The sequence below is a fragment of the Streptomyces sp. BV286 genome (genome assembly GCF_019090165.1).
Taxonomy (GTDB): domain Bacteria; phylum Actinomycetota; class Actinomycetes; order Streptomycetales; family Streptomycetaceae; genus Streptomyces.
On the sequence record NZ_JAHRIB010000008.1, the window covers coordinates 77,691 to 98,302 of the forward strand.

18 protein-coding genes are annotated in these 20,612 nt (G+C 71.4%); 8 read left to right on the forward strand and 10 right to left on the reverse strand.

Translation table 11 applies throughout. The features are described from left to right. Nucleotides 1–43: 43 nt before the first annotated feature. From KUF83_RS01385 to rsmI, 8 genes are all read right to left on the reverse strand, one after another. Nucleotides 44–1,873 carry a PQQ-binding-like beta-propeller repeat protein gene (locus tag KUF83_RS01385; protein ID WP_217452622.1) on the reverse strand — a complete coding sequence of 610 codons (1,830 nt, stop codon included), beginning with the start codon at nt 1,871–1,873 and terminating at the stop codon, nt 44–46. A gap of 212 nt (nt 1,874–2,085) precedes the next feature. After that, on the reverse strand, nt 2,086–3,885 hold the full coding sequence (locus KUF83_RS01390) for an ABC-F family ATP-binding cassette domain-containing protein (protein WP_217452623.1): 1,800 nt from the start codon (nt 3,883–3,885) through the stop codon (nt 2,086–2,088). Nucleotides 3,886–4,157: 272 nt separating this feature from the next. After that, on the reverse strand, nt 4,158–5,051 hold the full coding sequence (locus KUF83_RS01395; RefSeq protein WP_217452624.1) for a 4-(cytidine 5'-diphospho)-2-C-methyl-D-erythritol kinase: 894 nt from the start codon (nt 5,049–5,051) through the stop codon (nt 4,158–4,160). Next, on the reverse strand, nt 5,048–5,947 hold the full coding sequence (gene rsmA / locus KUF83_RS01400) for a 16S rRNA (adenine(1518)-N(6)/adenine(1519)-N(6))-dimethyltransferase RsmA (protein WP_217452625.1): 900 nt from the start codon (nt 5,945–5,947) through the stop codon (nt 5,048–5,050). The genes KUF83_RS01395 and rsmA overlap by 4 nt, the downstream gene beginning before the upstream one ends. Nucleotides 5,948–6,095: 148 nt before the next feature. Beyond that, the gene (locus tag KUF83_RS01405; protein WP_217452626.1) at nt 6,096–7,565 is read right to left on the reverse strand and encodes a resuscitation-promoting factor; all 1,470 of its coding nucleotides are present in this window, start codon (nt 7,563–7,565) and stop codon (nt 6,096–6,098) included. A gap of 183 nt (nt 7,566–7,748) precedes the next feature. Next, entirely contained in the window at nt 7,749–8,618 is an 870-nt protein-coding gene (locus KUF83_RS01410; protein WP_217452627.1) for a TatD family hydrolase, read from the reverse strand. Between the two features lie 111 nt (nt 8,619–8,729). Then, nucleotides 8,730–9,179 carry a hypothetical protein gene (locus KUF83_RS01415; RefSeq protein ID WP_217452628.1) on the reverse strand — a complete coding sequence of 150 codons (450 nt, stop codon included), beginning with the start codon at nt 9,177–9,179 and terminating at the stop codon, nt 8,730–8,732. 174 nt (nt 9,180–9,353) lie between these two features. Then, nucleotides 9,354–10,211, reverse strand: coding sequence for a 16S rRNA (cytidine(1402)-2'-O)-methyltransferase (rsmI, locus tag KUF83_RS01420; RefSeq protein ID WP_217452629.1), 858 nt, complete (start codon nt 10,209–10,211; stop codon nt 9,354–9,356). A gap of 62 nt (nt 10,212–10,273) precedes the next feature. On the opposite strand from rsmI, the gene KUF83_RS01425 reads away from it, so the two are divergent. Beyond that, complete coding sequence (locus KUF83_RS01425) at nt 10,274–12,016, forward strand: dolichyl-phosphate-mannose--protein mannosyltransferase (RefSeq protein ID WP_217452630.1); 1,743 nt, start codon at nt 10,274–10,276, stop codon at nt 12,014–12,016. Between the two features lie 96 nt (nt 12,017–12,112). Here KUF83_RS01425 and KUF83_RS01430 read toward each other — a convergent pair whose 3' ends face one another. Further along, nucleotides 12,113–12,775: a histone deacetylase gene (locus KUF83_RS01430; protein WP_217452631.1), complete on the reverse strand. Its 663-nt coding sequence runs from the start codon at nt 12,773–12,775 to the stop codon at nt 12,113–12,115. A 236-nt stretch (nt 12,776–13,011) separates the two neighbouring features. Between KUF83_RS01430 and KUF83_RS01435 the strand changes: the two genes are divergently transcribed. Further along, entirely contained in the window at nt 13,012–14,646 is a 1,635-nt protein-coding gene (locus tag KUF83_RS01435) for a penicillin-binding transpeptidase domain-containing protein (protein WP_217452632.1), read from the forward strand. A gap of 92 nt (nt 14,647–14,738) precedes the next feature. Further along, nucleotides 14,739–16,448 carry a penicillin-binding transpeptidase domain-containing protein gene (locus KUF83_RS01440; RefSeq protein WP_217452633.1) on the forward strand — a complete coding sequence of 570 codons (1,710 nt, stop codon included), beginning with the start codon at nt 14,739–14,741 and terminating at the stop codon, nt 16,446–16,448. A 15-nt stretch (nt 16,449–16,463) separates the two neighbouring features. On the opposite strand, the gene KUF83_RS01445 is transcribed toward KUF83_RS01440, so the two are convergent. Beyond that, nucleotides 16,464–16,805 carry an SsgA family sporulation/cell division regulator gene (locus tag KUF83_RS01445; protein ID WP_217452634.1) on the reverse strand — a complete coding sequence of 114 codons (342 nt, stop codon included), beginning with the start codon at nt 16,803–16,805 and terminating at the stop codon, nt 16,464–16,466. A gap of 163 nt (nt 16,806–16,968) precedes the next feature. Between KUF83_RS01445 and KUF83_RS01450 the strand changes: the two genes are divergently transcribed. The 5 genes from KUF83_RS01450 to KUF83_RS01470 all read left to right on the forward strand — a co-directional run bounded on the left by KUF83_RS01450 (nt 16,969) and on the right by KUF83_RS01470 (nt 20,608). Then, entirely contained in the window at nt 16,969–18,018 is a 1,050-nt protein-coding gene (locus KUF83_RS01450; RefSeq protein WP_217452635.1) for an energy-coupling factor ABC transporter permease, read from the forward strand. A 1-nt stretch (nt 18,019) separates the two neighbouring features. Next, nucleotides 18,020–18,781 carry a cobalt ECF transporter T component CbiQ gene (gene cbiQ / locus KUF83_RS01455; protein WP_217452636.1) on the forward strand — a complete coding sequence of 254 codons (762 nt, stop codon included), beginning with the start codon at nt 18,020–18,022 and terminating at the stop codon, nt 18,779–18,781. After that, nucleotides 18,769–19,569: an energy-coupling factor ABC transporter ATP-binding protein gene (locus KUF83_RS01460; RefSeq protein ID WP_217452637.1), complete on the forward strand. Its 801-nt coding sequence runs from the start codon at nt 18,769–18,771 to the stop codon at nt 19,567–19,569. The genes cbiQ and KUF83_RS01460 overlap by 13 nt, the downstream gene beginning before the upstream one ends. A 68-nt stretch (nt 19,570–19,637) precedes the next feature. Next, the gene (locus KUF83_RS01465; protein WP_254643215.1) at nt 19,638–20,069 is read left to right on the forward strand and encodes a MarR family winged helix-turn-helix transcriptional regulator; all 432 of its coding nucleotides are present in this window, start codon (nt 19,638–19,640) and stop codon (nt 20,067–20,069) included. Nucleotides 20,070–20,158: 89 nt separating this feature from the next. After that, the gene (locus tag KUF83_RS01470) at nt 20,159–20,608 is read left to right on the forward strand and encodes an organic hydroperoxide resistance protein (RefSeq protein ID WP_217452639.1); all 450 of its coding nucleotides are present in this window, start codon (nt 20,159–20,161) and stop codon (nt 20,606–20,608) included. The last annotated feature ends 4 nt before the right edge of the window (nt 20,609–20,612 follow it).

The following is a 20,612-nucleotide window of genomic DNA, read 5'->3' on the forward strand; positions in this document are numbered from 1 at the left end:
GGCACGCGGCGTGCGCGAAGGGGAGGAGGAAGAGCGGGCCCGGTCACTTGCCGTAGGCCAGCATCAACTTCTCCTTCGACTCGTCGTTGCCCGTCAGCCGGGTGGTGGAGAGGAAGAAGCGCCCGTCCACGTAGTCGACGGCCTTCGAGAAGAAACCGTTCTCGATGTCCGCCGCACCCTGCGGGTTCTGCAGCAGCGTCTTCGGTGTGTGCGAGCCGCCGCCGGTCGGGATCGAGACGATCCGCCCGCCCGCGTCGTACGAGGGCTGCACGTACGCGACGAGGTTCGTGCCGTCCAGCTTCAGCGGCACCATCGACTCGGCCGCCGGGGACTTGGCGCGCCACTTCTCCTTGCCGGTGTCCAGGCTGACCGCGACGATCTCGTTGGCGCCGCTCTTCGCCTCGGTCGGCAGATAGAGGGTGTCGGCGTCGGCCGTCACGCCCTCACAGCCCTGGAGGTCGCGCGAGAGGATCGCCCAGCCGCACTCCGGCGCGAACGACTCGTCCACGTCGAGCTGCGAACGGGCCGTGCCGTCGTTCTTCAGCGCGGTGACGTTCCACTGCTTCTTGTCCGCGTTGGTGAGGTAGAGGACGACCGGATCGACGGAGTAGGCGCGCTCGACGCGCCAGCCCTTGGGGATCTTCTTGGTCCACTTGGTCTTGCCGGTCTTCGGGTCGAGCTCCTGCACCTCGTCGTGCTCGTCGTCGCCGCCCGCGCCGCAGGAGGCGACGGAGAGCAGCCTGGAGCCACCGGTGAACGCCGACGGGAAGCAGGCGGAACCATACTTCTTCTTGTCGAAGAGCTTGTCGCCGCTGTCCGTGTCGTAGCCGACGCCGGACATGGAGCGGCCGACCATCAGGGTGTCCCCGACGATGTTCAGGCTGAGGGTGAGGGAGCTGTCGAACAGGTCCCCCTCCGGGATCTCCTTGGTCCAGCCCTTCTTACCGGTCGCGAGGTCGACCTCCACGAGCTGGTTGCACTCGGCGGCGTCCTTGGTGCCTTCCTTGTACGCCACGAAGACCCTGTCGTCGGAGGTCTTCTGCTGGGAGGCGGCACAGATCGGCTGCGGGAAGGTGATCGCGGGCCAGCTGACCTCGCCGTCACCGACGTTGTAGGCGAAGAGCTGCTTGTACGCGGCCTTCGCGGCGACCTTGTCCGTGATCCACATGCCGGGGGCGTCGGCTCCGGAACCGGGGGCGTCGGGCGCCTCCTTGTACCAGAGCACCTTCGACTCGCCCGCCTGGCGGCCCTCGTTGAGGTCCTCGGTCCCGGCGTTGCCGTCGCCGTCGCCGTCACCGGGGTTGACCGGCGCGTCCGAGCCGGAGGGCTTGGCGTCCTGGCTCTTGTCGGCGACAGGCTTCTTCTTGTCGTCGTCGCCGCTGCCGGAGACGGCCCACACGGTGCCGCCGATGACGAGCACCGCGGCCAGCGCCGCCCCGATGATCACGGCGGGCTTCCCCTTGAAGGGGCTGCGCGAGCCGCCCCCCGGCGGGGTGCCGGGTCCGCCCGGGAACTGCGGCTGCGTCGGGTACCCGTATCCGGGCTGCTGTCCGTAGGGCCCCGGCTGCTGCGGCTGTCCGTACGGGCCGGGCTGGGTGTACGGGCCCGGCTGCTGGCCGTAGGGCCCCTGCGGCGCGTACGGCCCGGGCTGCTGCGGCTGGCCGTACGGGCCCGGCTGCTGCGGGTAGCCGTAACCGGGTCCCGGCGGGGTCTGTGGAGCACCCTGCGGGGGCGGCGGGGCCGCCGGTGGCTGGGCGGGCGGCGCGGGCGTGGCCGCCGGCGGGTCCTGCGGCGGGCCGAAGCCACCCTGCGGCGGCTGGTCCTGCGGCGCTCCGAACCCGCCCTGCGGCGGCTCCTTGGGCGGCTGAGTCATCAGCGCGTTCCCCCTCTTCACTGATTTTTAGCCATGCCCTGCAGTACGCACCGCACCAGGCGATGCACTCACAGTGGTTGTCAGACGGCCTGGGACTGTTCTCAGACGGCTCTTTCTATCACCCTGCGGCATTCGAACAGCGGGCCGGTTCTCCCCTGTTCCCAAGGGAGGACCGGCCCGTGATGCCCTCGTTACGCTCCTTCACGCGCTCTTCACGCGTCGTCTGCGAGCTCCAGCCAGCGCATCTCCAACTCCTCGCGCTCCGTGGCCAGTTCGCGCAGGTCGGAGTCCAGTTTCGCCACTTTCCCGAAGTCCGTGGCATTGTCGGCGATTTGGGTGTGCAGCCTGCTCTCCTTGTCGGAGATCTTGTCCAGCTGCCGCTCGATCTTCTGGAGTTCCTTCTTCGCGGCGCGGGCGTCGGCGGAGGAGGCGCTCTTCTCCACGACGGGTGCCGGGGCCGAGGCCGCGGCGGTCTCCTCCATGCGGCGGCGCCGCTCCAGGTACTCGTCGATCCCGCGCGGCAGCATGCGCAGCGTCGCGTCGCCGAGGAGCGCGAACACCCGGTCGGTGGTCCGCTCGATGAAGAACCGGTCGTGGGAGATCACGACCATGGACCCCGGCCAGCCGTCGAGGAGGTCCTCCAGCTGGGTGAGGGTCTCGATGTCGAGGTCGTTCGTCGGCTCGTCGAGGAAGAGGACGTTCGGCTCGTCCATCAGCAGCCGCAGCAGCTGGAGCCGGCGGCGCTCACCACCGGAGAGGTCGCCGACGGGCGTCCACTGCTTCTCCTTGTTGAAGCCGAAGGTCTCGCAGAGCTGGCCCGCCGTCATCTCGCGGCCCTTGCCGAGGTCGACCCGGTCGCGGACCGCCTGGACGGCCTGCAGCACCCGCAGGTTCGGGTCGAGTTCGGAGACCTCCTGGGAGAGGTAGGCGAGCTTGACGGTCCTGCCGGTGACGACGCGGCCCGCGACGGGCTGCTTCTCGCCGTCGGAGCGGGCGGCGTCGGCCATGGCGCGCAGCAGCGAGGTCTTGCCCGCGCCGTTCACACCGACGAGGCCGATCCGGTCCCCCGGTCCGAGCTGCCAGGTCAGGTGCTTGAGGAGCACCTTGGGCCCGGCCTGGACGGTGACGTCCTCCAGCTCGAAGACGGTCTTGCCGAGCCGGGTCGAGGCGAACTTCATCAGTTCGCTGCTGTCCCGGGGCGGCGGCACGTCGGCGATCAGTTCGTTGGCGGCCTCGACGCGGAAGCGCGGCTTGGACGTACGGGCGGGGGCACCGCGGCGCAGCCAGGCCAGCTCCTTCCTGACGAGGTTCTGCCGCTTGGTCTCCTCGGTGGCGGCGATGCGCTCCCGCTCGGCCCGCGCGAAGACGTAGTCGGTGTAGCCGCCCTCGTACTCGTACACGTCTCCCTTCTGCACGTCCCACATGCGCGTGCAGACCTGGTCGAGGAACCAGCGGTCGTGGGTGACGCAGACGAGGGCCGAGCGGCGCTCGCGCAGGTGCTGGGCGAGCCAGGAGATGCCCTCGACGTCGAGGTGGTTGGTGGGCTCGTCGAGGACGATCAGGTCCTGCTCGTCAATGAGCAGCTTGGCCAGCGCGATGCGCCGCCGTTCGCCACCGGAGAGCGGTTCGATGACGGTGTCGAGACCCTGCGGGAAGCCGGGCAGGTCGAGCCCGCCGAACAGGCCCGTCAGGACGTCCCTGATCTTGGCGTTGCCCGCCCACTCGTGGTCGGCCATGTCCCGGATGACCTCGTGGCGGACGGTGGCCTTCGGGTCGAGGGAGTCGTGCTGGGTGAGCACGCCGACGTGCAGGCCGCCCGAGTGCGTGACGCGCCCGGTGTCGGCCTCCTCGAGCTTGGCGAGCATCCGGATCAGTGTGGTCTTTCCGTCGCCGTTGCGGCCGACCACCCCGATCCGGTCCCCTTCGGACACGCCGAGGGAGACTCCGTCGAGCAGCGCACGGGTTCCGTACACCTTGCTGACTGCCTCGACATTGACCAGATTGACGGCCATCGCACTCCTGACAAGGGGGATCGATCGACCTTCCAGAGTAGTCGTCCGGAAAGGTGATCCTTTCAACGGCCCAAAACGGACCAGCGCCCCCGTCGAGGGGCAGCGCCCCGACAGGGGCGCGGGGAACTTCGCGAACAAGCCGGCGCCGCAGGCGCCTTTCAGGGGCGCGGGGAACTGCGCGACCAGCCCCCACCGACCCGCACCCGGAAACAAACCCCGCGCCGCAGGCACCGCACACCGCACAGAACAGCGGGCGCCGGCCACGGCTCCGGTCAAAGCACGACAGCCCCCGGCACAGGCCCCGCGGCCACGCGCGCCGCGCGACACGTCCCGGAACCCACCAGCGCGTCGGCGACCTTCTCCGCGGCCTCCGCGTCGGGGACGAGGAACGCGGTGGTGGGCCCGGACCCGGACACCAGCGCGGCCAGCGCCCCCGCGGAGGTGCCCGCGGCCAGGGTCGCGGCCAGCGACGGCCGCAACGAGAGCGCGGCGGCCTGGAGGTCGTTGGAGAGCGTGGCGGCAAGGCCCGTGGCGTCCCCCGCCGCCAGTGCCCCGAGCAGCCGGCCGGAGGCGACCGGCTCCGGCACGTCGATCCCGGCGTTGAGCCGGTCGAACTCCCCGTACACGGCCGGCGTCGACAAGCCGCCGTCGGCGACCGCGAACACCCAGTGGAAGGTCCCGCCGACCTCCAGGATCCGCAGCTTCTCGCCCCGCCCGGTGCCGAGCGCCGCCCCGCCGACCAGGCTGAACGGCACGTCGCTGCCCAACTCGGCACAGATGTCGAGCAGTTCGCCCTGCGAGGCCCCCGTACCCCAGAGGGCGTCGCAGGCGAGCAGCGCGCCCGCGCCGTCGGCGGAGCCGCCCGCCATCCCGCCGGCAACGGGGATGTCCTTGGCGATGTGGAGGTGGACGTCGGCCCGGCGCCCGTACCGCGCCGCCAGTTTCTCCACGGCCCTGGCCGCCAGGTTCGTCCGGTCCAGCGGCACCTGGGAGGCGTCGGGCCCCTCGCAGGTCACGCGGAGCGAGTCGGCGGGGGTCACCGTCACCTCGTCGTACAGGCCGACCGCGAGGAAGACGTTGGCCAGGTCGTGGAACCCGTCGGGGCGGGCGCCGCCGACGGCCAGCTGGACGTTGACCTTGGCCGGGACCCGTACCGTGACGCTCACTGCCGCTCCTTCGGGCGTTCGGGGGCCGCACCCCGGGATGGCGCGGCCTCCGCGATCCGTGCGAACTCCTCCACCGTCAGGGACTCGCCGCGCGCCTGGGGCGAGACGCCCGCCGCGACGAGGGCGGCCTCGGCGGCCGGCGCCGAGCCGGCCCAGCCGGACAGCGCCGCCCGCAGGGTCTTGCGGCGCTGGGCGAAGGCGGCGTCCACGACGGCGAACACCTCGCGCTGGGAGGCGGTCGTGCGGACCGGCTCCGCGCGGCGGACCAGCGAGACGAGCCCGCTGTCCACGTTCGGCGCGGGCCAGAAGACGTTGCGGCCGATCGACCCGGCGCGCTTGACCTCGGCATGCCAGTTCGCCTTCACGGAGGGCACGCCGTACACCTTCGAGCCGGGTGGCGCGGCGAGCCGGTCGGCGACCTCCGCCTGCACCATCACGAGCGTGCGCTCGATGCTGGGGAAGGTGTCGAGCATGTGCAGCAGGACCGGGACGGCGACGTTGTACGGGAGGTTCGCGACGAGGGCGGTCGGGGCGGGGCCCGGCAGCTCGGTGACCTGCATGGCGTCGCAGTGGACGAGCGCGAAGCGTTCGGCGCGGGCCGGCATCCGGGCGTCGATCGTGGCGGGGAGCGCGCCCGCGAGGACGTCGTCGATCTCGACGGCGACGACCCGGTCGGCCGCCTCCAGGAGCCCCAGGGTCAGCGACCCGAGGCCCGGTCCGACCTCGACGACCACGTCCTCGGGGCGGACTCCGGCGGTCCGGACGATGCGCCGCACGGTGTTGGCGTCGATGACGAAGTTCTGACCGCGCTGCTTGGTGGGCCGTACGCCGAGGGCTGCCGCGAGCTCGCGGATGTCGGCGGGGCCCAGGAGGGCGTCGGAGGTGGGGCTGGTCACGCCCCAAGGGTACGGGTGGCGCGCCCCGCTCCTGCTTCTCACCCCCGCCGCGCCTGCCCGTCCCTTCCCCCTGCCCGTCCCTGCCGCCGCTGTCCGCCGTTGCCCTCCGCTTCCGGGGCTGCTCCGGAGCGGCGCCCCGGAGCAGTCCTCACCCGTGCAGCCGTCCCCCGCAGTGCGGCCAGGGGCTCGACCCCCGCCGCACGTACAGCTTCTTGGCCCGGAGGGTCTGCTCGGCGGCGGACGCCTCCTGCGGGCGCCCCGCCCCGCCGAGGCTCTGCCAGGTCTGCGTGTCGAACTGGTAGAGCCCTCCGTACGTCCCGGAGGGATCCACCGCTCCGGGCCGCCCGCCTGACTCGCAGTGGGCGAGCCCCTGCCAGTTCAGGCCGTCCGCGCCCTGCACGGACGTGGGGAGTGGCTGGGTCCCCACCTTCACCACCTGCGTCCGAGGCTCGTGCACCACCTCCGACCTGAGGCGGCGCGGCTTCTGCTTGACCCCGTTGACCGTCCGCAGGGAGTACGTGACGCGCCGCAGCCCGGCCTGGCCGGCCTGCTCGACGACCTCGGTGCCCCGGAAGAGCGTGGGGTCCGGTGTCCGCCGCACGTCGAAGGGGATCGGCTCCTCGCGGACCTCCTTCGTACCGGTGATCCGCATGACCGTCACCGTCTGCCCGTCGCGCGGGAAGCTGCCGGGCGGCACGGACGTGGTGTCCTGCCCGCGCAGCGTGATCCCGGCCTCCTCCACGGTCTCGCGGACCGTCGCCGCGTTCGTCCGGACCGTCCGTGCCCGTCCGTCCGCCATGACCGTCACGGTCCGCTCGGTCCGGACGTCGAGCGCGAGCCCCGCCCGTCCGATCCGCCGGGTGCGCGGCGCCGACACGTACGCGCCCTCCGCACGCACTCCGAGCTCCCGCAGTGCCTCGTCCACGGTGTGGGCGGTGGTCCACACCTGGCTGCGCCGGCCGTCGAGGGTGAGGCGCACGGGCCGCCCGTACCGGACGTCGATCTCGTCGCCGCTGGCCAGCGGCGCTTCCGGGCCGGGTGCCACCACGTCGTGGGCGCCCAGCGGGACGCCCTCCTCGGCGAGCAGTTCGCTCACGTCGTCCGCGAAGGTGTGCAGGGTGCGCGGCTTCCCGTCGACGGTCAGCTCGATCGCCTTGTCGTCGGCGACGAACGCGGAGGTGCCGCCCGCGAGGAACGCCACGACCAGCGCCTGCGGCAACAGTTTCCGTACGTCGGGCCGCTCGGCGCTCCTGCGGCGCCGGGCGGCCCGCCGGGCCTCGGCGCGGCCCCCGGGCAGGGGCAGTTCGGCGGTCGGGGCGAGGGGCACCGCCTGCCGCGGGAGGGTCGGCGCGTCGGGGGGCCAGGCCTCGTGGCCGGGCTCGGGCCCGCGCCCGTGGCCGCGTTCGCCCTCGTACGCGGAGTCGTGTCCGTACGCGGAGTCGTGTCCGTACCCGGGTTCGTGGCTGTAGCCGGGCTCGTGGCCGTACGCGGGCTCGCGGTCGTGCTCGTGGGCGGGCTGGTGCTCGTAGGCGGGCCGGTACGTGTCCGGGTGTCCGTGACCGTACGGCTCGGGATGCTCGTATGTCGGGCCGTACGTCTCGTACTGCGAACTGCTCACGACGACACGCTCCAGAAGGCCGGTGGAGAGAGGTGCGCCCGCGGGGCTCTTTCGATGGGTGGCGGGAGGCGGGTGGGCGCACAGAACCTAGCGGAGCGTTCGTCACTCTCCAAAGCGTCGCGGCTACGCAGTGTCGCGAAACGGTCCCGGCCGGACCTCTCGGCGCGCGTCGGCCGTTACGGCTCAGTAATCGAACGCGCGGGCAGTGTTCGCCGAGATCGCCGTCGCCAGCACGTCCTCGTCCACGCCCCGTACGGCGGCCATGGCACGGACCGTGACCGGAATGAGATAAGGGGCGTTGGGCCGTCCGCGGTACGGCGCGGGGGTCAGGAAGGGCGCGTCGGTCTCGACGAGGACGAGTTCCAGCGGCGCCACGGCGAGGGCGTCGCGCAGCGGCTGCGCGTTCTTGAAGGTCATGTTCCCGGCGAACGACATGTAGTAGCCGGCCCGTGCGCAGATCTCCGCCATCGCCGCGTCACCGGAGTAGCAGTGGAACACGGTCCGCTCGGGCGCGCCCTCCTCCTTCAGGATCCGCAGCACGTCGGCGTGGGCGTCCCGGTCGTGGATGACCAGGGCCTTGCCGTGCCGCTTGGCCATCTCGATGTGGGCGCGGAAGGACCGCTCCTGGGCGTCCTTGCCGTCCGGCCCCGTACGGAAGTGGTCGAGGCCGGTCTCGCCGACGCCCCTGACCTGGGGGAGGGCGGCGAGCCGGTCGATCTCGGCGAGCGCCTCGTCCAGCGCGCCGGAGCCGCCGGCCGTCCGGGCCCCCTGCCGGGACCAGCCGTCCGGGTCACCGTGCACGATCCGCGGAGCCTCGTTCGGGTGGAGTGCGACGGTCGCGTGGACGGCGTCGTGGGCGGCGGCCGTCTCGGCCGCCCAGCGCGAGCCCTTCACGTCGCAGCCCACCTGCACGACGGTCGTCACGCCGACCGACGCGGCCTTGGCGAGGCCCTCCTCGACCGTGCCGGACTGCATGTCGAGATGGGTGTGCGAGTCGGCGACCGGCTCCCGCAGGGGGGTCGGCGGGGGCGGGGCTTCGGCGTGGGAAGGCATGCCCCGATCCTACGAAGGTGCTCTCGCGGAAGGAGAACGCCGGGTCTCACGTCGCCGCGGGGAAGCGGGGGAGCCGAGGGGCGTGAGACCCGGCGCGGGGGTGCCCGGGGGTCACCCCGCCTTGCGGTGGTGGAACGGGTGCAGCAGGTCGGAGAGGTGCCAGTGGTGGTGTTCCTCGGGCACCGCCGTCGTCTCCGGCCCTGCCGTCTCCGCCCCCGCAAGGGCTTCGGCGGCCTTCCGCGGTCGTACGGCCGTCGGCCGGCGCATCGAGTTCTGCACCGAGGACACCTGCCCGGCGCGCATGATGCGCACGACGTGGCCGTCGCAGTTCAGGCACGTGGGCCGGCTCAGCGGCGACGGCACGACCAGGCCGTCGGCCACGTACGTCACGAACTCGGCGCCCTCGGCGTCGAAGTGGTGCTCGATCTCGTACGACTGCTCCCAGCCGTGTCCGCAGCGCATGCAGGCGAAGGAGTAGGACTCGTGGACTGTGTCGGTCGCCGTGGTGCGGTGGGCGGTTGCGCCGGTGGTCCGGCCGCTCTGCCCTGCGATCTCACTCATGCCGACTCCTCTTGTCCGCTGGACGAGGACGAGTACGTCCTGTGTCCAGTGGACTCCTCCGCGGGCGTGAACGCACCAGACCTGTCGAGTGTTGGAGCCGTCTTGGGAGTTCCTTGTCGGACGGCCCTCAGTACGCGGTCCGCGCTTTGCTTTTCGAGACGGTCCTTTGCCCGCTCATGGGGTCGTGCGCGTCGCGTTCTTCGCCGCGACGACCGCGTCGAAGACCTCCCGCTTGGGCAGACCCGCGTCGGCGGCGACGGCGGCGATCGCCTCCTTGCGCCGCTCCCCCGCCTCCTCGCGCACCCGCACCCTGCGCACCAGCTCGCCGGCGTCCAGCTCCTCGGCGCCCTTCTCCGGAGCGCCCTCGACGACGACAGTGATCTCCCCGCGCACCCCTTCGGCGGCCCAGGCGGCGAGCTCCCCGAGGGGTCCCCGCTTGACCTCCTCGTACGTCTTGGTCAGTTCCCGGCAGACGGCGGCCCGCCGCTCGGTCCCGAACACCTCGGCCATCGCGGCGAGCGTGTCGTCGAGCCGGTGCGGCGCCTCGAAGTACACGAGCGTGCGCCGCTCGCCCTCGTTCTCCCGCAGCCGCGACAGCCGCTCGCCGGCCTTCCTCGGCAGGAACCCCTCGAAGCAGAACCGGTCGACGGGCAGCCCGGACAGTGCGAGCGCGGTGAGCACCGCGGAGGGCCCCGGGACGGCCGTGACCTTGATGTCCTTCTCCACGGCCGCGGCGACCAGCCGGTATCCGGGATCGGACACGGACGGCATCCCGGCGTCCGTGACGAGCAGCACGCGCGCCCCGCCCACCAGCGCCTCGACCAGTTCGGGCGTACGCGCCGACTCGTTGCCCTCGAAGTACGACACGACCCGCCCGGACGTCTGTACGTCCAGTGCCTGGGTCAGCCGCCGCAGCCGCCTGGTGTCCTCGGCGGCGATGACGTCGGCCCCCGCCAGCTCCGCCGCCAGCCGGGGCGGGGCGTCCGCGATGTCCCCGATGGGCGTGCCTGCGAGTACAAGGGTTCCTGTCACGGTTCCATCCTCGCAGGGGCGGTCCACGGGACTCACACAGACCTGTTCCCTACGATGGCGCGGTGACAAGTACCGCGTCCTCCACGGACACCCGGCAGGGACAGGGCGTCGAAGAGCAGCGGCCGTCGTGGCAGCAGCGCCTGCGCAGGTTCGGCTGGTCGGCCGGCCCCAGAGACGACGTCCGCGACCGCCTCGTGCCCGCGTACACCGAGCCCGGCCCACGGCTGTGGGCGGCGATCGGACTCCGGCCGGAGGCCGCGGGGCGCGTCGTCCGCTGGTCGGCGTGGGGCGGCCCGCTGCTCATCACGCTGATGGCGGGGCTGATGCGCTTCTGGAACCTGGGCAGCCCGAAGGCGGTGATATTCGACGAGACGTACTACGCCAAGGACGCCTGGGCACTCATCCACCGCGGTTTCGAGGTCAACTGGGCGAAGGACGCCAACGAGCTGATCCTGCAGAACGGCGGCGACGTCAGGATCCCGACGGACGCCGCCTATGTCGTCCACCCGCCGGTCGGCAAGTACGTCATCGGGCTCGGCGAGTGGATGTTCGGGTTCACACCGTTCGGCTGGCGGTTCATGACGGCCCTGCTCGGCACGCTGTCGATCCTGATGCTGTGCCGGATCGGCCGCCGGCTGTTCCGCTCGACGTTCCTCGGCTGCCTGGCGGGCGCGCTGATGGCCGTGGACGGTCTGCACTTCGTGATGAGCCGCGCCGCGCTGCTCGACCAGGTGCTGATGTTCTTCGTCCTGGCGGCCTTCGGCTGTCTGCTCATCGACCGGGACAAGACCCGCGAACGGCTGGCGGCCGCGCTGCCGCCGGACGCGGACGGGATCGTGCGCCCGGACGCGCGCGTCGCGGAGAACACGCTCCTGGGCCGCCGCCCCTGGCGCCTGGCGGCCGGACTGATGCTCGGCCTCGCAGTCGGCACCAAGTGGAACGGCCTGTACGTCCTCGTCGCGTTCGGCCTGATGACAGTCCTGTGGGACGTCGGCTCCCGGCGGGTGGCGGGTGCCCGCCGCCCCCATCTGGCGGTCCTCAAGCACGACGTGGGCTGGGCGTTCCTCTCCACCGTCCCGGTCGCGATCGGCACGTACATCGTGTCGTGGACCGGCTGGTTCCTGTCCGCCACCGACGGCAAGGGCGGCTACTACCGCAACTGGGCCACGGCCGACGGCCGCACCAGCGACTGGTCGTGGCTGTTCCCCGACTGGTGGCGCAGCCTGTGGCACTACGAGACCCAGGTGTACGAGTTCCACGTCGGCCTGCACTCCCCGCACACGTACGAGTCGAACCCGTGGAGCTGGATCGTCACCGGCCGCCCGGTGTCGTACTTCTACGAGTCGCCGCTGCCCGGCAAGGACGGCTGTCCCACGGACGCGGGCGAGAAGTGCGCCCGCGAGGTCCTGGCCCTCGGCACCCCGCTCCTGTGGTGGGCGGCCGCCTTCGCGGTCCTCTACGTCCTGTGGCGCTGGCTCTTCCGCCGCGACTGGCGCGCGGGCGCGATCGCCTGCGGCATCGCGGCCGGCTACCTCCCGTGGTTCCTCTACCAGGAACGGACGATCTTCTTCTTCTACGCGGTCGTCTTCCTCCCCTTCCTGTGCCTGGCGGTGGCGATGATGATCGGCGCCATCCTCGGCCCCCCGGGCTCCGACGAACGCCGCCGAGTGGTGGGCGCGGCCACGGCGGGCGTCCTGGTCCTCCTCATCGCCTGGAACTTCATCTACTTCTGGCCGATCTACACGGGCCAGGCGATCCCCATCGACTCGTGGCGGTCGCGGATGTGGCTGGACACCTGGGTCTAGCCGGTCGGATCCGGCTCGGCAGGCACCACGGCAGGACGCCGGCGTCTCTCCGCGCCCCGCCGTCGCCGGTCATCGGCTCGGATAGGGCCGGTCGTGTCACTCCCGCAGCAAGTCGGTGATCGCCCGTTCCGGCCAGTGGCCCGCCGCGCCCGGGCAGGACGCGAGGTACGACGCGATCGCGTCCGCGTCCCAGGCCCCCGCCGACAGCAGCCCCGAGGCCAGGTGGCTGACGTACGCGGCCGACGGAGGGTTCCACCGGACGTCGTGCATGGTCCAGGGGGCGGTGAAGGTCAGCACCGGCAGTCCGTCCACCTGGCCGGCGCACACCAGCGTCTCGTAACGTCCGTCGCCCAGGGCCGCCGTCCCCAGCGTCAGCACCTCGCCGAGGTCGATCCCCGAGCCCGGCTCCCCGTACATCTCCTGAGCCGCGATGTCCGAGAACTGGCCCGCTGTCACCAGGTGCGCTCTCGCCAGCACGCGGCCCTCGGCTCCCGGGTCGTAGAACGCCCTTCCGCCTCCCCACACCGGCGACTCGGTCGCGAAGTACATCGCGCCCCCGAGCTCGACCGGGATCGACCGGGTGGGCATCCGCGGGTCCCTGCATCCGGGGTGGACCCTCGTCGTGCCGGGGAGCCGGCCGCCGCGGAGGTAGAACGCGAGGCGGTTCACGTGCGTGTTGGAACCGTAGGAGGCGTACCAGACCCGCTCGGGGTCGACGTCGTCCGGCAGGGTCGGATCGATGCTGTGCAAGGCCTTCACGCGCAAGGGCTCCCGGAGGACGGCTTCGCTGGGGGCAACTGGTCGGGCATCCGTTTCCGGCCGGTGCACACGGGCGAGACCATCCTCGTCGACGGCCGGTGTTCACGGATGTGGCCGGCGCCTGGGTCTAACAATCAGGGAACACCACCCCCATCCGCCACTGGCCCCGCATACAGTGCGATGCATGGACACCTTTCTGAACGCGTTCAGAAAGGTTCACGGGGAGGGGACGCGCGATGCGCAACGGGGCCAAGGCCGCCATTGTGGGCGGAGTGTTCGCTGTGATGGTGGGGGGCGCCGGATACGGCGCGTACAACATAGTGAGCGCGGTCAACGGGGACGGCGGTTCGGCGCGGACGACCTCGGCGAAGACCGGGCCGCCCTCGGAGGACGAGGTCCGGGAGACCAGCGAGAAGTTCCTCGCGGCCTGGGCGAAGGGCCAGGCCGCCACGGCCGCGGACCAGACGAACGACGCGACGACCGCCAAGGCCCTGCTGGCCGACTACACCGGCCCGGCGCACATCGGCAAGGTGAAGATCGAGCCGGGTACGGCGTCGGGCACGACCGTGCCCTTCACGGTGTCGGCCACGGTGTCGTACGAGGGAAGGAGCAAGCCCCTCTCGTACCGGAGCGAACTGACCGTCGTACGGGGGAAGACCACGGGCAGGGCGCTGGTCGACTGGCGGCCGTCCGTCGTCCACCCGGACCTCAAGACCGGTGACACGCTGGTCACGGGTGAGTCGGCGAGCCCGCCCATCGAGGCGGTGGACCGCGACGGCGTCATCCTGACCAAGGGGAAGTACCCCTCGCTCGGCCCGGTCCTGGACACGCTGCGCGACCGGTACGGCGACAAGGCGGGCGGCACGCCCGGCGTCGAGCTCGCGATCCGGCACGAGAGCGAGAGCGCGGGCGACACCCCGCTGGTGACCCTTGCCAAGGGCAGGGCGGGAAAGCTGCGCACCAGCATCTCCGCGACCGCGCAGGCGGCGGCGGAGAAGGCGGTCAAGCAGTACGCGGAGTCGTCGGTGGTCGCCGTGAAACCGAGCACCGGGGAGGTGCTGGCGGTCGCGAACCACCGGCAGGACGCGTTCAACGCGGCGTTCCAGGGCGAGGCGGCGCCCGGCTCGACGATGAAGATCATCACTTCGGCGATGCTCATCGACAACGGCATCACCTCGATGAACGGCCCGGCGCCCTGCCCGGCGACCGCCACCTGGCAGAGCCAGACGTTCAAGAACCTCACGGACATGGAGCCCAACGAGGGCGCCACGCTCGCCAACAGTTTCATGCGCTCGTGCAACACGGCCTTCGTGAAGCTCATCGACGGCACCGACGCGCGGCCGCTGACGGACGAGTCGCTCACGGCCGAGGCCCAGGACCGGTTCGGTCTGGGCAAGGACTGGAAGACGGGCATCGTCTCCTTCGACGGGAGCGTCCCCGCCTCCGGCGGCCCGAACCGCGCGGCCAACGCCCTTGGCCAGGGCGAGGTCCAGATGAACCCGCTGAACATGGCGTCGGTCACGGCGACCGCGATCACCGGCACGTTCCGGCAGCCCTACCTCGTGTCACCGAAGCTCGACGACCGCCAACTGGCCACCGCGCGCGGCCTGCCCGGCGGCACGGTCGCCCAGCTGAAGCAGATGATGCGGCTGACCGCGACCGGCGGCACCGCCGCGCGGGCCATGTCGGGGCTCGGCGGCGACATCGGCGCGAAGACCGGCTCCGCCGAGGTCGACGGCCAGGAGACGTCCAACAGCTGGTTCACGGGATTCCGGGGCGATGTCGCGGCCGCGGCCATGACGGAGGAGGGCGGCCACGGCGGCGACGCGGCGGGCCCGATTGTCGCAGCTGTGCTACGGACAGGTGGCTGAGCTCACCCTCACAGGGCGGGACTCTAGGGTGGTGCTGTCGTTCTCGAAGAGGACCGTGAGGGCATCGGGGAAGCAGCGAAGGAACGGAAGCCGTGGGGAACAGAAGGCGCGCACCTGAGCGTGGCAGGACGAGGCCCGCTGTCATCGGCGGGATGATCGCCGTTGTCGTCGGCGGTGCGGGGTTCGGCGTCTACGCGCTGTACGGGGGCGGGGCCGCGGCCGACGACAAGGGTTCGGCCTCCGACGCGAAGCCCGTGAAGACCGGCCCGCTGTCGGCGACCGAGGTGCGGTCCACGGCCACGGCGTTCCTCACGGCCTGGCAGAGCGGTGACGTCAAGGCGGCCGCCGCCGCGACGAACGACACCGCGGCGGCGCGCACCCTGCTGACCGGCTACGGCAAGGACGCGTACGTCAAGGACGTGAAGCTGACCGCCAAGAAGCGCTCGGGTGACGCCGTCCCGTTCTCCGTCAAGGGCACGGTCGCGTACAAGAACCTCACCAAGCCCCTGGCGTACGAGTCCGAGCTGACCGTCGTGCGCCGCGCCAAGGACGGGAGACCGCTGGTCGACTGGCGTTCGGCGGTCGTGCATCCGGAGCTGGAGGACGGCGACAGGCTGGTCACCGGAGCGGCCGGGACTCCCCCGGTCAAGGCCCTGGACCGGGACGGCGGCGAGCTGACCACGGCCAAGTACCCCTCTCTCGGGACGGTTCTGGACGGCCTGCGGGAGAAGTACGGCGAGAAGGCCGGCGGCAAGGCGGGCGTCGAGCTGCGGGTCGTCCGCGCCGGGTCCGAGGATGCCGGGGACAGCAAGAACACCAAGAGGACCAAGAAGGCGAGTGCCTCCGACAAGAACCCCGACAAGACGCTCCTCGCGCTGAGCGAGGGCACGCCGGGCACGGTGCGTACGACGCTCAGTCCGGGCCTTCAGGCGGCCGCCGAGCAACAGGTGTCCACGAAGGAGAAGTCCTCGGCCGTCGTCATCCGGCCGTCCACCGGCGAGATCCTGGCCGCGGCGAACTCCGGGCACGGTTTCAACACCGCGTTCCAGGGGTCCTTGGCCCCCGGTTCGACGATGAAGATCATCACGGCCTCGCTGCTCATCGACAAGGGGCTCGCGTCGACGAACAAGGTGCATCCCTGCCCCAAGTACTCGACGTACGGCGGCTGGAAGTTCCAGAACGACGACAAGTTCCAGATCAAGGGCGGCACGTTCAAGGCGAGCTTCGCGCGCTCCTGCAACACGGCCTTCATCAGCCAGGCCAAGAAGCTGAGCAACGACGACCTGACCAAGCAGGCCCAGCAGGTGTTCGGGCTCGGCATGGACAACTGGGCCATCGGGGTGCCGACGTTCGACGGTTCGGTGCCGGTGCAGTCGCAGGCCCAGATGGCGGCCTCGCTGATCGGCCAGGGCGGGGTCAGGATGAACCCGCTGAACATGGCGTCGGTCGTCGCCACGGCCAAGACGGGCACGTTCCACCAGCCCTATCTGGTCGCGCCGACCGTCGACGACCGCACCCTCGCGAAGGCGTCCCGCTCACTGTCGGCCGACACGCAGGCCCAGCTCAAGGAGCTGCTCCAGTACACGGCGGCGGCGGGCACGGCGGCCGAGGCGATGGCCGGGCTCGGCCCCGACTTCGGCGCCAAGACCGGTTCCGCGGAGGTCGACAACCAGAAGAAGCCGAACGGCTGGTTCACGGCCTGGAAGGGCGACCTGGCGGCCGCGGGAGTGGTTCAGCAGGGCGGCCACGGCGGCGAGACGGCCGGTCCGATCGTGGCCGCACTGCTGAAGGCGGGCAGCTGACGGCGGGCAGCCGGGTCAGTTGCTGACCGGGGTGGCCGTGTACGTGCGCCGCAGGAAGCGGATCAGGGTCTTCGACTCGAACTGCACCACGTCCACCCCCTGCGGCGAGTGGAACTCCATGACGGCCTGGACCCGCCCGCAGGGCCAGATGCGTACGTCACCGGCGGCGGCCGGAGCCCGCAGACCCTGTTCGAGCAGGTCGCGGGTGAAGACCCACTCGTGGTGACCGGGCAGCATGATGTGCACGCTGCGGGGGTCGGCCTCGGGGTCGTAGCGAAGGGCCACCGGAACGGCGGGCGGATCCTGCGCCTCGTCCGTCACGATGTGGGCGCGCGCGTACTGCTCGACGGCGGACATCGATCGCTCCCTCTTTGAAATGATTCCTCTCCAATGTCGCATATTTCCTGCAATGCGCTCCCGGATTGTTCGAGGTCATCTTGCTCTTGCAAGCCGTTCGCATTAAGCCACTATCATCGAACGGTTATAGCCAGCCGGCCTGCCCCCGGAAGCGGAGCCCTCCATGCACGTGCCCGACGGATTCATCAACGCCCCGGTCTCCGTGGCCACCGGCGTCGTAGCCGCCGCGGCTGTCGCGGTCAGCCTGCGCGGCGCCCGCCGTGAGCTGGACGAACGCACCGCCCCGCTCGCGGGTCTGGTCGCCGCGTTCATCTTCGCCGTGCAGATGCTGAACTTCCCGGTGGCGGCCGGGACCAGCGGACATCTGCTCGGAGGCGCGCTGGCCGCGATACTCGTGGGCCCCTTCACCGGGGTCCTGTGTGTCTCGGTCGTGCTCCTCATGCAGGGCATCCTCTTCGCGGACGGCGGTCTCACCGCGCTCGGCGTGAACATCACGGTCATGGCGGTGGTCACCACGGTCGTCGCCTACGCCGTCTTTCGCGGCCTCGTAAAACTCCTGCCCCGCAAGCGCCGGTCCATTACCGTCTCGGCCTTCGTCGCCGCCGTGCTCTCCGTGCCGGCCGCCGCCGCGGCCTTCACCTTCGTCTACGCGATCGGCGGCACCACGGACGTCCCGATCGGGCAGGTCCTCACCGCGATGGTCGGCGTCCACGTCCTCATCGGCATCGGCGAGGCCACGATCACCGCGCTCACCGTCGGCGCCGTCATCGCCGTACGACCGGACCTCGTGTACGGGGCCCGCGGCCTGACCGCCCCGCTCAAGCTGCGCGTCGGCGGCGAGCTGGTCGACACACCCGCCGCCGAGCCCGTCCCGGCCGCCGCCCGCTCCCACCGCACGGTGTGGCTGACGGGTCTCGCGACCTCCCTCGTGCTCGCCGGCGTCGTGAGCTTCTACGCCTCCGCGAACCCCGACGGCCTGGAGAAGGTCGCCGCCGACAAGGGATTCGACGCCAAGGCCGAGGACCACGCCGCCGCCGACTCCCCGCTCGCCGACTACGGCGTCGAGGGCCTCACCGACGCCCGGATGTCCGGCGGCCTCGCGGGCGTGATCGGCGTGGGCGTCACGGTCGTCGCGGGCACCGGCGTCTTCTGGGCCGTCCGCAGGCGCCGTACGGCCGAGACCTCGCCGTCCCAGGTCGGGGACTCCGTCTGACATGGGCGCCGGTCACGCGCACAGGCTCTACCGGCACGGGCACTCACCCGTGCACGCCCTGCCGCCGCACACCAAGCTCGCCGCCGTCTTCGCCTTCGTGCTCGTCGTGGTGTCGACCCCGCGCGAGGCGATGTGGGCGTTCGGGCTGTACGCACTGCTGCTGGCGACGGTCGCGTACGCGGCCCGCGTCCCGGCGGGCTTCCTGCTGAAGCGGCTGCTGATCGAGGTGCCGTTCGTGGCCTTCGCCGTACTGATGCCGTTCGTGGCGCAGGGCGAGCGGGTGGACGTACTCGGCATGTCCCTGAGCGTGAACGGCCTGTGGGGCGCCTGGAACGTGCTGGCGAAGGGCACCCTCGGTGTCGCCGCGTCGGTCCTGCTCGCCTCGACGACCGAGCTGCGGGAACTGCTCCTCGGACTCCAGCGGCTGAAGCTGCCGCCGCTCCTCGTGCAGATCGCGTCCTTCATGATCCGTTACGGGGACGTCATCGCGGACGAGATGCGGCGGATGAGGATCGCGCGGGAGTCACGCGGCTTCGAGGCCCGCGGCGTCCGCTCCTGGGGCGTCCTCGCCAAGTCGGCGGGCGCGCTCTTCATCCGCTCCTACGAGCGCGGGGAGCGGGTGCATCTCGCCATGGTCAGCCGGGGGTACGCCGGTTCCATGCCGGTCATCGACGAGGTGACCGCGTCCCGGGCCCAGTGGTCGTACGCCTGCACCCTGCCGCTCGCCGCACTCGTCGTCTGCCTGTTGGGATGGACCCTGTGACCTCGCCCCCGCCCCCGCCCTCGTCGCCGGCCCCGGACCCGTCCCCGTCCCTGGAAGTGGCCGGACTGGCCTTCGCCTACCCGGACGGCCATCAGGCCCTGTTCGGCGTGGACTTCTCCGTCGCCCGCGGCGAGCGGGTCGCGCTGCTCGGCCCGAACGGCGCCGGCAAGACGACCCTCGTACTGCACCTGAACGGCATCCTGACCGGCGGCGCGGGGACCGTGACCGTCGCCGGGCTGCCCGTCGGCCGCAAGCACATGGCGGAGATCCGGCGGAAGGTCGGCATCGTCTTCCAGGACCCGGACGACCAGCTCTTCATGCCGAGCGTGCGCGAGGACGTGGCCTTCGGGCCCGCGGCCGCCGGACTGAAGGGCCCGGAGCTGGAGGCACGGGTGCGCACGGCCCTCGAACGGGTCGGGATGGAGGCCTTCGCCGACCGCCCGCCGCACCACCTCTCCTTCGGCCAGCGGCGCCGGGTGGCCGTCGCGACCGTCCTGGCGATGGAGCCGGAGATCCTCGTCCTCGACGAGCCGTCCTCCAACCTCGACCCCGCCTCGCGCCGCGAACTCGCGGACATCCTGCGCTCGTTGGACGTGACCGTGCTCATGGTCACCCACGACCTGCCGTACGCCCTCGAACTGTGCCCCCGCGCGCTGGTCCTCAGCGAGGGCGTGATCGCGGCGGACGGCAGGACCGGCGACCTGCTGTCGGACGACGGGCTGATGCGGGAGCACCGTCTCGAGCTGCCCTTCGGCTTCGACCCGCGCTCCGTGACAATGGGCGCGTGACGAACGAAGACCACGGGACCGAGGACCTTCCGGCGGGATCGCCCGAAGGGGGCGCGCCGACCGGTTCGCTGTTGCTCGACGACCAGCTGTGCTTCGCGCTGTACGCGGCCCAGCGCGCCCTGACCGCCGCGTACCGTCCGCTCCTCGACGCGCTCGGGCTCACCTATCCGCAGTACCTGGTCATGCTCGTCCTGTGGGAGCGAGGCGAGCTCACCGTCAAGGAACTGGCCGGGGCTCTGCGGCTCGACTACGGGACGGTGTCGCCGCTGCTCAAGCGGCTGGAGTCGGCCGGGCTCGTCCGCCGGGAGCGCTCGGCGCGGGACGAGCGGTCGGTGCTCGTCGCGGTCACCGGGCGGGGCGAGGAGCTGCGCGAGCGCGCGGAGTGCGTGCCGTCGGCGCTGATGGCCGGGACGCGGCTGACGGGTGCGGAGGCGGAGCGGCTGCGCGAGGACCTCCGGCGGCTGACCTCGATGTTACCGGCGGTTTCTACCCCCAGGTAATAAGTGGCCGGAATCCATGGATACATTGTGTGCGATGTGTTTGTGCACGCTGTTTCTGTGTTTCCGTGAGCCTGGGGGTGAGTCGTTCCATGAACGAGGCCGCTGTTGATCTCGACAGCCGTCCCACGAAGATCATGTACGTGGCCGAGGCCACCGCTCATGGAGGCCGCGACGGCTTTGTGACCAGCCAGGACGGCCAGCTCGAACTGAAGGTCGCGATGCCTCCGGCGCTGGGTGGCGACGGCAACGGCACCAACCCCGAGCAGCTCTTCGCGGCCGGCTTCAGCTCGTGCTTCCACAACGCCCTGGTCCTGGTCGGGCGCCGCGAGGGCTTCGACCTGACCGGTTCCACGGTCGCGGCGAAGGTCGGAATCGGCCCCAACAAGCAGCGCGGTTACGGCCTCGCGGTCGCCCTGAGCGTCTCGCTCCCCGTCCTCGACCAGGACGTGGCCTCGAAGCTCGTGGACGCGGCCCACCAGGTCTGCCCGTACTCGAACGCGACCCGGGGCAACATCGAGGTCACGATCCTGCTGGGCTAGCTTC